Source organism: Pseudomonas sp. Mb7 (assembly GCF_054790525.1).
On the sequence record NZ_CP186501.1, the window covers coordinates 3,401,856 to 3,415,477 of the forward strand.

The following is a 13,622-nucleotide window of genomic DNA, read 5'->3' on the forward strand; positions in this document are numbered from 1 at the left end:
AGGCTCACTCCTACAAGGGATCTGCGTGTTATTCACCATCCCAGTAATCCACGCCATCCGCCTGCCGTGCCACTGCGACAAAGCCTGAGGCATTGCCCTCAGCATCGACCTTGAAGTTATCCATCACCACGTACTTGTTCGAATCCGGGTATTCGCAAATATCGGGCTGCTGCTGGGTGCTCACCGCCAGATAGCGCAATTCGCCCGAGCTGGTATTGATGATCTGATGCGCCTTTTCCGGCCCACCCGGCGGGCAAGCGATCACGTCGCCTTCGCGGATCGGGAAACGCTCGGCGCCCAGACGCACCTCGCCCTCCCCGGTCACCACGTAAAACATCTCTTCGTTGACCCGATGGCTGTGAAACGGGCTGCCGCGCATGCCCGGTGGCAAGGCATACAGGCGATAACCGAGTTTCTGCGAACCCAGTTGCTGGCCAATCCGCGCCATGCGCTGTTGATAGCGCCCGGCGGTTTCGCCTTCCGGGGCCAGGGCTTCGGGCAGGGGTTCGAGTTCGACCTGATGCAGGTTGAGGATGGGCGGATGCATGGGAGCCTCGGTCACGGTTTTTATTGGGAGCAAGTCTGTGCTTGCTGGGGAGGCAGTATAGGCAATGTTCAGATCTGAATCCGTAGTGAGGCCATCGCGAGCAGGCTCACTCCTACAGGGTGAACGCTTTCCAACTGTAGGAGCGAGCCTGCTCGCGAAGAGGCCCGCCCTGCCACCACAACACTCAATCAGCTCCGGGCAAACGCAACCGCCGCCGCAAACTGCTCTTCAGTCGGGCGCACGCCGGTGTACAGGACAAACTGCTCCAGCGCCTGAATCGCAATTACCTCAAGCCCGGTAATGACCTTTTTACCCTCGGCCCGGCCGCGCACGATCAGCGGCGTCTCCGACGGAATCGCGACCACATCAAATACCGTCTCAGCCGCAGCAATAACTTGAGGCTCAAACGCCAACTGCCCCGCTTCCGGTCCGCCATCCATGCCCACCGGGGTCACATTGATCAGCATTTGCGGCCGCTCCTCCCCCAGGTCCGCCTGCCAGCGATAACTCAGCGAATCCGCCAACGCACGCCCTGCCCGCTCATTGCGCGCAACGATCAAACCGTTTTTATAACCACCGTCACGCAGGGCGCTGGCCACCGCCTTGGCCATGCCGCCGCTGCCGCGCAGGGCGAAGGTCGATGCCTTGGGCACCGCGTGGGTTTCCAGTAACTGCGCCACAGCGATGTAATCAGTGTTGAAAGCCTTGAGATGGCCGTGGGTGTTGACGATGGTATTGATCGACTGGATCGCCGCTGCCGATGCATCCAGTTCATCGACCAGCGCAATGCACGCTTCCTTGAACGGCATCGACACGCCGCAACCACGGATGCCCAACGCGCGAATACCGCCCACCGCGCCGGTCAGGTCCTGGCTGCTGAAAGCCTTGTAATAGAAGTTCAGGCCCAACTGCTCATACAAATGGTTATGAAAACGCAGACCGAAGTTACCCGGGCGCCCCGACAGGGACATGCACAATTGGGTGTCTTTGTTCGGGTTCATCTGCATGAAACTTCTCCTTCAAACGCACTTTCGGATAAACGGGATTAGCCAGCCCATCGGCTTCTGAATGATCATAGAGGCCTGTATTAAACGTGTTCCGGGACCATCAAGCGTCACGGTAAAGAAGCCGGTACAGACCTTACACAAAATTTACCCAGCGGCTGTGCTGATTTTCAGAATTTCGCTGTCTTAGAAGTATCCCCGCGACAACTGTGGGCCTGGTGCAGGCCCTGCCGCCGGGTCGAAGAACCGAGGATTTATCATGATTCGTAAACTCCCCATTCTGGCCTTGTTGATTGGCGCACTTGCTGTCACAGGTCAGGCAGAAGCCGGTGGTGGCCACGGCTGGCAAGGCCCTGCGGTGTTTGGCGCGATCGTCGGCTCGGCCATCATCGGCTCGGCGCTGATCAACCAGGATCGGCCGGTATATGTGCAGCAACAGCCAGTTTATGTGCAGCCGCAACCGGTCTACGTGCAGCAGCCGCCACCACCGGTCTACTACCAGCCAGCACCGGTGTATGTGCAGCAGCCGGTGTACATTCAACAGGCCCCCGTCTATTACGGCCCGCCTCGCGGTTATTACGGTCGGCCACATGGCTACTATGGCGGTCCACGCTGGTAACCAAAAAACAAAGCCCTGCTTTTACAGCGGGGCTTTTTTATGACCGTTGGTCGGCCAGCGTCTGAAAAAATCTCGCCAAGGTCGCTGTGAGGACAGTTTCACCGGCTAAAGTCGGCATGATTGTTTGACCGTTGTGTACTTTTCCATAAAACGGTCACTTATTTGTCATGACGGAACCGCAATCTGAATCCGTCCGTAAACAACAGGTTGATAACAACAAGGACGACTGTATGCCAACACAAAACCCGCACCGCATCGTCGGCCTGTGCACCTCCAGCAAGGTGTACAGCGCGCTGACCGAGCTCAAGCACCTGGAAGGCCATCGTTGCGCCAAGTTCCTTTCGCTGCTGGCGGAAAACCTCGTGCACAAAGGTTTGCTCAACGAGCGCGAAGTCATGCACATGCTTGATCAAGTGGTCGACTGAAGCCTCAACGGCATCAATGACCACTATCGAAAGCGTTGATTGTCCGTAGAACCGGCGAATCTCTAAGGTAGCTCCATTGATAGATGGAGGTACTCGTCATGGCTCAGGTTCAAATCATGTCCGTTATCGGCAGCGCCGTCCCCGCTTCGCTCAGGGCCACGGGCCTGCTCGCCTGCTGGTATCTGATGCGTGACGGCGAAGCGATCAGCGGCCCGCTGACTTCCTTGCCTGCTGCGCAGGCACTGTCGCAGAAGATCGTCAGCGCGCCGTTTCACGCTTAAGGCAGTTGCACTTTGGGCTTGGTCTCGGCGAACAGCGCCCAGCTCGACATGAACAATGCCGCGATCAGCGGCCCGATCACAAAGCCGTTGAGACCGAAGACTGCCAGGCCGCCAAGGGTCGAGATCAGAATCATGTAGTCGGGCATTTTGGTGTCCTTGCCCACCAGAATCGGCCGCAGCACGTTGTCCACCAAACCGATCACGAAGACCCCGAACAAGCCCAACACCACGCCCTGCCAGATCATCCCGCTGAGCAGGAAATACACCGCCACCGGCGCCCAGACAATCCCCGCGCCGACCGCTGGCAGCAACGACAAAAACCCCATCAACACTGCCCACAGCAGCGCGCTGGGGATGTCGAGAAACCAGAAAATCGCCCCGCCCAATGCGCCCTGCGTCACCGCGACCACCAGATTGCCCTTCACCGTCGCGCGTACCACGCGGTTGAATTTCAACTGCAAGCGCCGCTTGTGGCCTTCCTCCAGTGGCACGGCGGTGCGCACCTTGCGCGCCAGCTCGGCGCCGTCACGCAGAAAGAAAAACAGCAGATACAGCATGATGAAAAAACTCACCACGAACTCGAACGTACCCTGGCCAAAACTGAACGCCTGACTGGCCAGCACCTGGCTGCCCTGCATCGCCGATTTGACGATTTTCTCGCGCAGGCCATTGAGCTCGCCCATGCCGAAACGGTCGAGCAAATGCTGAAAGTATGGCGGCAGGCTGTGCTTGAATTGCGCCAGATACGCAGCGATGTCCAGTTCGCCGCTTTCGATGTTCTTGTAGACCGCCGCGCCTTCCTGCACCAGCAGCACACTGAGGATGATCACCGGCAGAATCGCGATCACCAGGCAGACCGACAAAGTACACAGGGACGTCAGGTTGCGCTGCCAGCCGAATTTCGCCTGCAGCCGGCGTTGCATCGGCGCAAACACAATGCCGAGAATCACCGCCCAGAACACCGCGCCGTAGAACGGCAAGAGGATCCAGATAAACGCCACCGTGACCAGCAACAGCAGCACGGTGAGGGATTTGAATTGAAGGCTTTTTTCGTTCATGTCCGATCCATGTCAGTCAGGCGTCATGCACGCCCCGATGCTTAGTCAACCGCGGCCTGCACGAGTGCCATCTTTATTCATGGAGCATAGTTGCGGATCAGCGTTAGCCGCTTATCGAGCTCGTTCACCCACAACAAAACGCGCTCAGTGCAAAGCGTAGATCCAGATCAATAAGCCGCGCCCGAATCCGCCTTACCCTGCCGCGCTTTTGCGACCGACACCGCCATGATCCCTACCCTCGCCGCCCCCGAACTGCTCGCCCCCGCTGGCACCCTGAAAAACATGCGTTACGCCTTCGCTTACGGCGCCGATGCGGTCTACGCCGGCCAGCCGCGTTACAGTCTGCGGGTGCGCAACAACGAGTTCGATCACGCCAATCTGGCGCTGGGGATTCGTGAAGCGCAGGCGCAAGGCAAACGCTTTTACGTGGTGGTCAACATCGCCCCGCACAACGCCAAGTTGAAGACCTTCCTCAAGGATCTGGCACCGGTCATCGACATGGCCCCCGACGCACTGATCATGTCCGACCCGGGATTGATCATGCTCGTGCGACGACATTTCCCGCAGATGCCGATTCACCTGTCGGTGCAGGCCAATACGGTGAACTGGGCGAGCGTCGAGTTCTGGCAGCAGATGGGTTTGAGCCGGATCATCCTGTCGCGAGAATTGTTGCTGGAGGAAATCGGCGAAATCCGTGAGCAGGTGCCGGGCATGGAACTGGAAGTGTTCGTCCACGGCGCGCTGTGCATGGCCTATTCCGGGCGCTGTCTGTTGTCGGGTTACATGAATAAGCGCGATGCCAATCAGGGCACCTGCACCAATGCTTGCCGCTGGAAATACTCAGCGCAAGAGGCCACCGAAAACCAGCTCGGCGAGATCGTCCAGACCTTCCAGCCAGAGCCAACGCTGGGGCTGGGCACGCCCACCGATCAGGTGTTCCTGCTGCAGGAAGCCAATCGCCCCGATGAATTGATGCCAGCGTTCGAGGACGAACACGGCACCTACATCATGAACGCCAAGGACCTGCGCGCGGTGCAGCACGTCGAACGCTTGACGCGCATGGGCGTGCATTCCCTGAAAATCGAAGGCCGGACCAAATCGCACTTCTATTGCGCGCGCACCACCCAGGTGTATCGCCGCGCGATTGATGATGCGGTGGCCGGGCGTGAATTTGATCGCAGCCTGATGACGGATCTGGAATCACTCGCACAGCGTGGCTACACCGAAGGATTTCTGCGTCGGCATGTGCATGACGAGTACCAGAATTATCAGCACGGCAGTTCGGTGTCGGAGCGTCAGCAGTTCGTTGGCGAGTTGACCGGCGAGCGGCGTGGGCGGTTGGCAGAGGTCAAGGTGAAGAACCGCTTTGGCTTGGGTGATCATCTGGAGTTGATGACGCCGAAGGGCAATTTCCATTTTGATCTGCATGAGTTGCAGAACGCTAAAGAAGAAGCGATCGAGGTGGCACCGGGGGATGGGCATACGGTTTATGTGCCGATTCCGGATGCGGTGGATTTGCGGTTTGGGTTGTTGATGCGGGATCTGCGTGATGCCTGAGAAGGCCCTCACCCTAGCCCTCTCCCAGAGGGAGAGGGGACCGATTGGGGGATATTGGAGAAGTTCACCGACCTGAAATTACGTCGGTGAATCCATAACCGACACTTAATCAAGAACATTGGACTTGGCCGAATCCATAATCGACTCGATCGTTCAGCTTGGCTGAATCCATAATCGCTCGCGATGAGGCCAGCAAACTCAACATAAAAACCAAGTCTCAGCGCCGATCATCCGACAACGGCGTCGGCTCATCCGCCGGCGGCACCCCCTCATCGTCCGCTCCCGGATCTTTCCAATCATCCGGCCGGTCGGCGTCACTCAATGGATCGCGCCCCGGGGGCATTCCCATCGGTGAGTCGTGATCAGCCAGTGTCGGTTCATCGGTACCGGGCAGCGGCCGGGTCGAATCGGTGGGCAGCACGCCACCCTGAAACAGCAAATCGTTAGCCATGACGCACCTCACTCAGGAGGTCCGGAATATCCGGGCCGTTCAACTTGGAATCAGCCCTTTGCACGGCGTGCTATCGAACAGACCAACGGCCATCAACCCCGCGCGGAAAACCGGTCGCGGCTGTTGGTCAGATGCAGCCACATGGCCGCGCGCGCGGCGTCCGCATCCCGACGCTTGATCGCATTCAGAATCGCCTCGTGCTCCAGATGAGCCAGTTGCCCAAGTTTGCTCAGATCCGCCGCACCGCGCTCGGCGGCGTTGAGCCGGTGACGCGGAATCATCGCGCTGCCCAGGTGCTGCATGATCTCGCTGAAGCAAACATTGCCGGTGGCCTCGGCAATCAGCAGATGAAAGCGCCGATCCGCTTCGACGCAACTGTCGTTGTTGTCCAGCAGACGCTGATAGTCATCCAGCGCCTGGCGCATCTGCAGCACTTGCGCCTCCGTGCGCCGCTGCGCCGCCAGCGCCGCCGCTTGGGTTTCCAGGCCCAGACGCAGTTCGAGAATGCTGCGCACACCGAGCGCCGTGTCGACATTGAGGCGTAAGCCCTGCTCCGCAACACGCTCGATGACAAAGGTGCCGATGCCGTGGCGCGTCTCCACCAGCCCGGAGGCCTGCAACTTGGAAATCGCCTCGCGCACCACCGTGCGGCTGACACCGTGTTCCTGAACGATGGAATTCTCTGACGGCAGCTTGTCGCCGGGCGACAGTTGGCCGAGCAGGATGCTTTGCGTGAGCTTCTCCACCAGGTCATGGGCGAGGTTGTGCGCACGTTTACGGGCGGGAGCGTCGAGGTCTTCTTGCATGATCGGTTCCGGTGATCGGGGCTTGTGGATCGTAGCATCCTGCGGGGATGACGAAATTGAGTCTAGCGGCTCAACTTGTATGACAACACTCAAATAAACGGAAATACCTTCAAACACTCCTGACAAACAGAACCGTGTCTCCCTGGGGGTGACGCGATGTTCTACGCTTTAAAAAACCCAGTAAACATTGATCATTAACGCAAAAAAGCATAAAAAACCGGCATCCCAGAGAAAAATAATCGGCCAACCCTACTTGTAGGACAAAATTTCTCGGTTGTATGATGTCTAGCAACAACGCAGCACCTGCCCTACCCCGCATAAAAATAATCAGTGGGAGAAAACCAAGTGAAAACCTCCGTCTCCGGGATGAACGAGGGCGTCGATTCGACACTCGCGTCCGCCATCTCGAAAGTGAAACGCCACGTCCTGCCGCTTTTCGTGATCATGTTCATCGTCAATTACATTGACCGGGTGAACATCGGTTTCGTCCGCACTCACATGGAACATGACCTCGGTATTGGTGCCGCCGCTTATGGCTTCGGCGCCGGTCTGTTCTTCATCGGTTACGCGCTGTTCGAAGTCCCCTCCAACATGCTGCTGCAGAAAGTCGGCGCACGCATCTGGCTGACCCGCATCATGTTCACTTGGGGTCTGGTCGCCGCCGGTATGGCGTTCATCCAGAACGAAACCCACTTCTATGTACTGCGCTTTTTGCTCGGCGTGGCCGAGGCAGGGTTCTTTCCCGGGGTGATCTACTACTTCACCCGCTGGCTGCCCGGCGCCGAACGCGGCAAGGCGATTGCGATCTTCCTCAGCGGCTCCGCCGTGGCCTCGTTGATCTCCGGCCCGTTGTCCGGTCTGCTCCTGCAAATCAACGGGCTGGGCATGCACGGCTGGCAATGGATGTACTTCATTGAAGGGATGTTCTCGGTGGGACTATGCGTGTTCGTCTGGTTCTGGCTCGACGCCAAACCCCACGACGCGAAATGGCTGACCCGCGCCGAACAGGATGCATTGGTCAACGCCATCGATGCTGAACAGAAGGCCCGCGAAACCGCGACGCCAATCCGGCCATCGATGGGCAAGCTGCTCAAGGACCGCCAGATCATTCTGTTCTGCCTGATCTACTTCTTCATTCAACTGACGATCTACGCGGCAACCTTCTGGCTGCCAAGCATCATCAAGAAAATGGGCGAGATGAGCGACTTCCAGGTCGGCCTGTTCAACTCGATTCCGTGGTTGCTGTCGATCATCGGCATGTACGCTTTCGCCTCGTTCTCGGCCAAGTGGAAACACCAACAGGCGTGGGTCGCCACCGCCCTGTTGATCGCCGCTGCGGGGATGTTCATGTCCACCACCGGCGGGCCAATCTTCGCTTTCGTCGCGATCTGTTTTGCCGCGCTGGGTTTCAAATCCGCTTCGTCGCTGTTCTGGCCGATTCCGCAGGCGTATCTGGATGCACGCATCGCGGCGGCGGTGATCGCGTTGATCAACTCGGTCGGCAACCTCGGCGGCTTCGTCGCGCCGACCACTTTCGGCCTGCTCGAAGAACACACCGGCTCGATTCAGGGCGGCCTCTATGGCCTGGCCGCGACCTCGATCATTGCCGCGATCATCGTCTTCTTCGCGCGCACCACGCCGAAACCTGCGGCTGACATTGCCGTCGCCGATGCCGTGCCAAAGCACGCCTGACGTCCATTTTTAAAGATTGCAAATAAGAAGGATAAAAACCATGACCGCACACGACACCGCCAAAGCCCCGATCATCACCGACATGCAAGTCATCCCGGTGGCCGGCCACGACGGCATGCTGCTCAATCTGAGCGGCGCTCACGGGCCGTTTTTCACCCGCAATATCGTCATCCTCAAGGACAACGCCGGCCACACCGGCGTCGGAGAAGTGCCCGGCGGCGAGCGTATTCGCCAGACCCTGGAAGACGCGCGCAGCCTGGTGGTCGGCAGCCCGATCGGCACGTATCAGAAGATCCTCAATGAAGTGCGCCAGACCTTCGCCGACCGCGATGCTGGCGGTCGTGGTCTGCAGACTTTTGACCTGCGCATCACCATCCACGCAGTGACGGGCCTCGAAGCCGCGCTGCTCGATCTGCTCGGTCAGCATCTCGATGTACCGGTGGCGGCGCTGCTCGGCGAAGGTCAGCAACGTGATGAAGTGAAGATGCTCGGTTATCTGTTTTACGTTGGCGATCAGCGCGAAACCGACCTCGCCTATCGCAGCGAACCGGACGCCGACAATGACTGGTTCCGCGTGCGTCACGAGAAGGCCATGAGCGCCGAAGCCGTGGTGCGCCTAGCCGAAGCTGCCCACGCGAAGTACGGTTTCAAGGACTTCAAGCTCAAGGGCGGCGTGCTCAGTGGCGATGCGGAAATTGAAGCGGTGACGGCGCTGGCCGAACGTTTTCCTGATGCGCGGATTACCCTCGATCCGAACGGCGCTTGGTCACTGAAAGAAGCCATTCGCTTGTGCCGCGATCAGCATCAGGTGCTCGCCTATGCCGAAGACCCGTGCGGTGCGGAAAACGGTTATTCCGGTCGAGAGGTTATGGCCGAGTTTCGTCGTGCCACGGGGCTGAAAACCGCCACTAACATGATCGCCACTGACTGGCGTGAAATGGGTCATGCGATCCAGTTGCAGTCGGTAGACATTCCGCTGGCTGACCCGCATTTCTGGACGATGCAAGGTTCGGTGCGCGTGGCGCAAATGTGCCATGAATGGGGGCTGACCTGGGGCTCGCACTCCAACAACCACTTCGACATCTCGCTGGCGATGTTCACCCATGTCGCCGCTGCGGCGCCGGGCGAGATCACCGCGATCGACACCCACTGGATCTGGCAGGACGGCCAGCGGTTGACCAAGGCGCCGCTGCAAATCGTCGATGGTCTGGTGCAGGTGCCGAAAAAACCGGGGCTGGGAGTCGAGCTGGACATGGACCAGGTGGCCAAGGCCCACGAACTGTATAAAGGCATGGGCCTCGGCGCGCGGGATGACAGCGTGGCGATGCAGTTTTTGATTCCGGGCTGGAAGTTCGATAACAAGCGGCCGTGTCTAGTGCGCTGATCATCAACCCAAACCGATATCCCCACAGGCTCACTTCTACTGGGAATAGGGGTTGAATCCGAGTAGCTGGTTCAACAAATGAACCTGTGGGAGCTGGCTTGCCAGCGATAGCGGTGGGTCAGCCAACATCGATGTTGGCCGTGCCGGCCCTATCGCTGGCAAGCCAGCTCCCACAGGGGATGATGTGAGTCATGTAGAGATTTGCAGAAGCCAGGTTTTGAACGCTGTCATGGCCGCCGTTTCAGGCCGCGACTGCAACCGCGTCAACCAGTAACTCCCCGTCGTAATCTCAATCGCAAACGGCTGACAAATCGCCTCCGCCGCCAGTTGCCGGGCGAACATCATTGGTGGCGCCAACGCCACACCACTGCCCTGCAACGCAGCCTCCATCATCGCCAGCGACGAGTCGAACACGATGCTTTGCGGCGGCGCAGCCTGGGTCGCCAACCCGGCCGCCTGAAACCACTCCGGCCATTCATCGGTGCGATAGGAGCGCAGCAGCGTCTGTTGCAGCAAATCCCCCGGCGATTGCAATTGCCGGGCGATCTCCGGCACGCACAACACCGACAGCGGCGCCTCGAGCAAACGCGTCGCCTCAATGCCATGCCACGCCCCGGCACCGAAGCGAATGGCGTAATCCAAACCCTCAGCGGCGACATCCACGCGATTGTTGTTGGTCGACAGCCGCAAATCTATGAGCGGATGTTTCGCCCGGAAGTCCGCCAGCCTCGGCAATAGCCACCCTACGGCGAACGTACCCACCGCGCCAACGGTCAACATTTCGCGATACTGTCCGCCAGCGAGGCGTTCCAGAATCTGCGCGATGTGATCGAACGAGGTGCTCAGCACCGGCAGCAAGGTTTCACCCTCACTGGTCAGCATCAGCCCACGGGGCAGGCGTTTGAACAGGGTGACGTTGAGTTGCGCCTCAAGGCTTTTCACCTGATGGCTGACCGCCGCTTGGGTGACGCACAGCTCCACGGCCGCGCGAGTGAAACTCAAATGACGCGCGGACGCTTCAAAGGCACGCAGTGCGTTGAGCGGCAATTGCGGTCGAATCATGCCCAGTCCCAAATTTTTCTAATGGCTCGTGCGAGTTTTCGTCGTTTGTAGATTAGGGTCGCGCTGAATAAATTGGCGGCGCTGATCAGTCGCCAAACACAGAAATCGCCCGCAGTGTAGCGGGATAACGCTAGCAACACTCATGGAGAGTGGTTCATTCATGTCATCCATTCAATCGAGCAAAGTCATTTCCTGCGCCGCTTTCGGTCTGCTCTTCGGCACCAGTGCCTGCTTCGCCGCCGTGCCCGACGATGCGCAACTGTCAGCGCTGGTCAACGCAGCGGTGACGCCGGTGATGCAGCAACAGAACGTTCCCGGCCTCACCGTAGCGCTGACCATCAACGGCAAGGCGCATTACTTTAACTACGGCGTCGCCAGCAAAGACACCGGACAAAAAGTCAGCGAAAACACCTTGTTCGAAATCGGCTCGGTGAGCAAAACCTTCACCGCCACCCTCGCCGGTTACGCCCTGGCGACCGGTAAACTCGACCTGTCGACCAAGGCCAGCCAGCTCTGGCCTGATCTGAAAGGCAGCACCTTCGACAACATCAGCGTGCTGCAACTGGGCACCTACAGCGCCGGCGGCTTGCCACTGCAATTTCCGGACAACGCGGATTCGTCCGACAAGATGCTCGGCTATTTCCAGCAGTGGAAACCGGTGTATCCGGCAGGCAGCCATCGCCAATACTCCAACCCGAGTCTGGGCCTGTTCGGTTATCTGGCCGCAAAAAGCCTCGGCCAGCCGTTTGATCAGGCGATGACGCAAACCTTGCTGCCGAAACTCGGTTTGCAGCACACCTACCTCAGCGTGCCTGCCGCGCAAATGAGCCTTTATGCGCAGGGTTATGACAAGAACGACAAACCGGTGCGCGTCACACCCGGTGCGCTGGACTCGCAGGCCTACGGCGTGAAAACCAGTGCCGTGGACATGCTGCGTTACGTTCAGGCCAACCTGAAACCTGAAACGCTGGAAGCCTCCCTGCAAAAAACCATCGCCAACACCCACACCGGTTACTACACGGTCGGCGATATGACTCAGGGTTTGGGTTGGGAAATGTACCGCTACCCGATCAGCCTTGATCGCTTGCTGGCGGGCAACTCGACGGAAATGGCCATGCAGCCGCACAAGGTGCAGTGGCTGAATCCGCCGCAACCGCAACCGGAAGATGTGTTGATAAACAAGACCGGCTCGACGGGTGGCTTCGGGACTTACGTGGCGTTTGTGCCGAGCAAGGATATTGGCATTGTGATCATGGCGAACAAGAACTTCCCGATTCCTGAGCGGGTGAAAATCGCCCATACAATTCTTAGCGCTGTTGCTGACTGAAAATCAAAAGATCGCAGCCTGCGGCAGCTCCTACATCGACCGAGTGAAAAACCCGATCCTGTAGGAGCTGCAGCAGGCTGCGATCTTTTCGCGGACAAAAAATGGGCGACCTGCTGAGGTCGCCCTTTTTTTAATCAGGCCATGCCATCAATCATCCGGCATTTCCGGCGGCTTAGACGGTTTTGCAGGCTTGGTCGGCTTTGCGCCTTTCGTACCTTTGGCCGGTTCAGGCTCGGCAGCAACTGGCGCCTGAGCCGCAGCGGCCGCTTCCTTCTCAGCCATTGGCATGGCATCAATGGTGTCAAAGATCTTCTTCAAATCCACCGACTTCGATTCGTCCCCGGAGCTTTCCAGTTTCTTCTCGCCATCCTTGCCCACCAAAATCACTTTGGGCAACGCGCCGGCGCCAAGTTTCAATGCGCGGATCAGCGCCATGGTGTCTTGCTGGCCCATGTCCTTGCCGTCGAGCTGGCCGGACATGTTGAGGATGGTGTAGACCTTGATGTTGCGGTCGGCTACGCCTTTTTTGTTCGCGGGGTCTTCCAGCGACTTTTTCAGGCTTACCCACACGGGGTCGACCGTGCTTTGTGCGATCACGATCAGCGGTCGGGCGCGGCCCATGTCCCCGGCGATGGGCGAATCGTTGTCAGCGGCGAACAAGGGGCCGGCAATCGCCAGCAAGAGTGTCAGGGTCAATGACCTGATGAGCATGCGCATCTCCTTTTGATATCCACGCTCTAATGATTGCGCATCGTGGCGATTGTTCCGGGACAACCCGGCAAATATCTTCCGCCTAGTCAGAAGCTTAGGACAGGCGCGACATTGCGCAACATATCCGAGGTGATCGCAACGCGGATTTGATTACCTTTTATGACCGCATTAGGGTGGTAGTTCTGCCCATGAAATGGAGTTCACCCGCATGCACATCGATTACCTGTGCGATCACCCCGAATTGATCGAAGAACTGGCCACGCTCAACTTCAAGGAGTGGGGCGAGTTTCGCCCCGGGCAAACCGTCGAACACCGCATCGAACACATGCGCGAATCCTGCGGCAAAGGCGCAGTGCCCAGCGTGGTGGTGGCGCTTGAAGGTTCACGTTTGCTGGGCGGCGCGCTGCTGATCGAAAGCGATCTGAAGCTGCGCCCGAACCTGACGCCATGGCTGGCGGGGGTTTATGTGAAGGCTGAGGAGCGCGGTCGCGGGATTGCTTCGCAACTGGTCGATCGAGTGGTTGCAGAAGCGGCGGCGCTAGGCGTGCCCGAGTTGTATCTGTACACCGACACGTCGCAGTCGCTGTATGCGCGACTGGGTTGGGAAGTGGTTGAAGAGCTGGTCTACGACGATTTGCCGGTGACGGTGATGAAATACGCCACCCGCCAGTAAGAACACCCGTAGGAGCTGCCGAAGG

15 protein-coding genes are annotated in these 13,622 nt (G+C 58.7%); 8 read left to right on the top strand and 7 right to left on the bottom strand.

Annotation, left to right across the window (positions count from 1 at the left end; translation table 11 throughout):
* Window positions 1–28: 28 nt before the first annotated feature.
* Window positions 29–547: a cupin domain-containing protein gene (locus ACOYXH_RS15275; protein WP_460409751.1), complete on the bottom strand. Its 519-nt coding sequence runs from the start codon at window positions 545–547 to the stop codon at window positions 29–31.
* Between the two features lie 188 nt (window positions 548–735).
* On the bottom strand, window positions 736–1,554 hold the full coding sequence (locus tag ACOYXH_RS15280) for a shikimate 5-dehydrogenase (protein WP_095050831.1): 819 nt from the start codon (window positions 1,552–1,554) through the stop codon (window positions 736–738).
* A 256-nt stretch (window positions 1,555–1,810) separates the two neighbouring features.
* Between ACOYXH_RS15280 and ACOYXH_RS15285 the strand changes: the two genes are divergently transcribed.
* From ACOYXH_RS15285 to ACOYXH_RS15295, 3 genes are all read left to right on the top strand, one after another.
* The gene (locus ACOYXH_RS15285; RefSeq protein WP_007917357.1) at window positions 1,811–2,170 is read left to right on the top strand and encodes a hypothetical protein; all 360 of its coding nucleotides are present in this window, start codon (window positions 1,811–1,813) and stop codon (window positions 2,168–2,170) included.
* Window positions 2,171–2,400: 230 nt separating this feature from the next.
* The gene (locus tag ACOYXH_RS15290) at window positions 2,401–2,595 is read left to right on the top strand and encodes a hypothetical protein (protein ID WP_016984641.1); all 195 of its coding nucleotides are present in this window, start codon (window positions 2,401–2,403) and stop codon (window positions 2,593–2,595) included.
* Between the two features lie 98 nt (window positions 2,596–2,693).
* Complete coding sequence (locus tag ACOYXH_RS15295) at window positions 2,694–2,876, top strand: hypothetical protein (RefSeq protein ID WP_095050832.1); 183 nt, start codon at window positions 2,694–2,696, stop codon at window positions 2,874–2,876.
* Here the strand turns inward: ACOYXH_RS15295 and ACOYXH_RS15300 are convergent.
* On the bottom strand, window positions 2,873–3,934 hold the full coding sequence (locus ACOYXH_RS15300; RefSeq protein WP_093434002.1) for an AI-2E family transporter: 1,062 nt from the start codon (window positions 3,932–3,934) through the stop codon (window positions 2,873–2,875). The genes ACOYXH_RS15295 and ACOYXH_RS15300 overlap by 4 nt on opposite strands.
* A gap of 225 nt (window positions 3,935–4,159) precedes the next feature.
* Between ACOYXH_RS15300 and trhP the strand changes: the two genes are divergently transcribed.
* Window positions 4,160–5,491: a prephenate-dependent tRNA uridine(34) hydroxylase TrhP gene (gene trhP / locus ACOYXH_RS15305; RefSeq protein ID WP_460409752.1), complete on the top strand. Its 1,332-nt coding sequence runs from the start codon at window positions 4,160–4,162 to the stop codon at window positions 5,489–5,491.
* A gap of 217 nt (window positions 5,492–5,708) precedes the next feature.
* On the opposite strand, the gene ACOYXH_RS15310 is transcribed toward trhP, so the two are convergent.
* The gene (locus ACOYXH_RS15310) at window positions 5,709–5,942 is read right to left on the bottom strand and encodes a hypothetical protein (protein ID WP_095124442.1); all 234 of its coding nucleotides are present in this window, start codon (window positions 5,940–5,942) and stop codon (window positions 5,709–5,711) included.
* 92 nt (window positions 5,943–6,034) lie between these two features.
* Window positions 6,035–6,748, bottom strand: a complete 714-nt coding sequence (locus ACOYXH_RS15315) for a FadR/GntR family transcriptional regulator (RefSeq protein WP_460409753.1) — start codon at window positions 6,746–6,748, stop codon at window positions 6,035–6,037.
* 345 nt (window positions 6,749–7,093) lie between these two features.
* On the opposite strand from ACOYXH_RS15315, the gene ACOYXH_RS15320 reads away from it, so the two are divergent.
* Window positions 7,094–8,440 carry an MFS transporter gene (locus tag ACOYXH_RS15320; RefSeq protein WP_095050835.1) on the top strand — a complete coding sequence of 449 codons (1,347 nt, stop codon included), beginning with the start codon at window positions 7,094–7,096 and terminating at the stop codon, window positions 8,438–8,440.
* Window positions 8,441–8,480: 40 nt separating this feature from the next.
* Complete coding sequence (gene gudD, locus ACOYXH_RS15325; RefSeq protein WP_460409754.1) at window positions 8,481–9,824, top strand: glucarate dehydratase; 1,344 nt, start codon at window positions 8,481–8,483, stop codon at window positions 9,822–9,824.
* 189 nt (window positions 9,825–10,013) lie between these two features.
* On the opposite strand, the gene ACOYXH_RS15330 is transcribed toward gudD, so the two are convergent.
* Window positions 10,014–10,886 (bottom strand): LysR family transcriptional regulator, encoded by an 873-nt coding sequence (locus tag ACOYXH_RS15330; protein WP_460409755.1) that lies wholly within the window; start codon window positions 10,884–10,886, stop codon window positions 10,014–10,016.
* A gap of 160 nt (window positions 10,887–11,046) precedes the next feature.
* Between ACOYXH_RS15330 and ampC the strand changes: the two genes are divergently transcribed.
* Window positions 11,047–12,213, top strand: a complete 1,167-nt coding sequence (gene ampC, locus ACOYXH_RS15335; protein ID WP_460409756.1) for a class C beta-lactamase — start codon at window positions 11,047–11,049, stop codon at window positions 12,211–12,213.
* Window positions 12,214–12,360: 147 nt separating this feature from the next.
* On the opposite strand, the gene ACOYXH_RS15340 is transcribed toward ampC, so the two are convergent.
* Window positions 12,361–12,924 carry a DUF4174 domain-containing protein gene (locus ACOYXH_RS15340; RefSeq protein WP_095050839.1) on the bottom strand — a complete coding sequence of 188 codons (564 nt, stop codon included), beginning with the start codon at window positions 12,922–12,924 and terminating at the stop codon, window positions 12,361–12,363.
* A 208-nt stretch (window positions 12,925–13,132) separates the two neighbouring features.
* Between ACOYXH_RS15340 and ACOYXH_RS15345 the strand changes: the two genes are divergently transcribed.
* Window positions 13,133–13,597 carry a GNAT family N-acetyltransferase gene (locus ACOYXH_RS15345; protein WP_095050840.1) on the top strand — a complete coding sequence of 155 codons (465 nt, stop codon included), beginning with the start codon at window positions 13,133–13,135 and terminating at the stop codon, window positions 13,595–13,597.
* Window positions 13,598–13,622 lie beyond the last annotated feature (25 nt).

Bases quoted from the DNA above. Each gene is read 5' to 3' on its own strand.
- ACOYXH_RS15300 (WP_093434002.1), bottom strand. From the start codon at position 3,934: ATGAACGAAAAAAGCCTTCAATTCAAATCCCTCACCGTGCTGCTGTTG.
- ACOYXH_RS15315 (WP_460409753.1), bottom strand. From the start codon at position 6,748: ATGCAAGAAGACCTCGACGCTCCCGCCCGTAAACGTGCGCACAACCTC.
- ACOYXH_RS15295 (WP_095050832.1), top strand. From the start codon at position 2,694: ATGGCTCAGGTTCAAATCATGTCCGTTATCGGCAGCGCCGTCCCCGCT.
- gudD (WP_460409754.1), top strand. From the start codon at position 8,481: ATGACCGCACACGACACCGCCAAAGCCCCGATCATCACCGACATGCAA.
- ACOYXH_RS15285 (WP_007917357.1), top strand. From the start codon at position 1,811: ATGATTCGTAAACTCCCCATTCTGGCCTTGTTGATTGGCGCACTTGCT.
- ACOYXH_RS15340 (WP_095050839.1), bottom strand. From the start codon at position 12,924: ATGCTCATCAGGTCATTGACCCTGACACTCTTGCTGGCGATTGCCGGC.
- ampC (WP_460409756.1), top strand. From the start codon at position 11,047: ATGTCATCCATTCAATCGAGCAAAGTCATTTCCTGCGCCGCTTTCGGT.
- ACOYXH_RS15280 (WP_095050831.1), bottom strand. From the start codon at position 1,554: ATGCAGATGAACCCGAACAAAGACACCCAATTGTGCATGTCCCTGTCG.
- ACOYXH_RS15275 (WP_460409751.1), bottom strand. From the start codon at position 547: ATGCATCCGCCCATCCTCAACCTGCATCAGGTCGAACTCGAACCCCTG.
- ACOYXH_RS15310 (WP_095124442.1), bottom strand. From the start codon at position 5,942: ATGGCTAACGATTTGCTGTTTCAGGGTGGCGTGCTGCCCACCGATTCG.
- ACOYXH_RS15345 (WP_095050840.1), top strand. From the start codon at position 13,133: ATGCACATCGATTACCTGTGCGATCACCCCGAATTGATCGAAGAACTG.
- ACOYXH_RS15330 (WP_460409755.1), bottom strand. From the start codon at position 10,886: ATGATTCGACCGCAATTGCCGCTCAACGCACTGCGTGCCTTTGAAGCG.
- trhP (WP_460409752.1), top strand. From the start codon at position 4,160: ATGATCCCTACCCTCGCCGCCCCCGAACTGCTCGCCCCCGCTGGCACC.
- ACOYXH_RS15290 (WP_016984641.1), top strand. From the start codon at position 2,401: ATGCCAACACAAAACCCGCACCGCATCGTCGGCCTGTGCACCTCCAGC.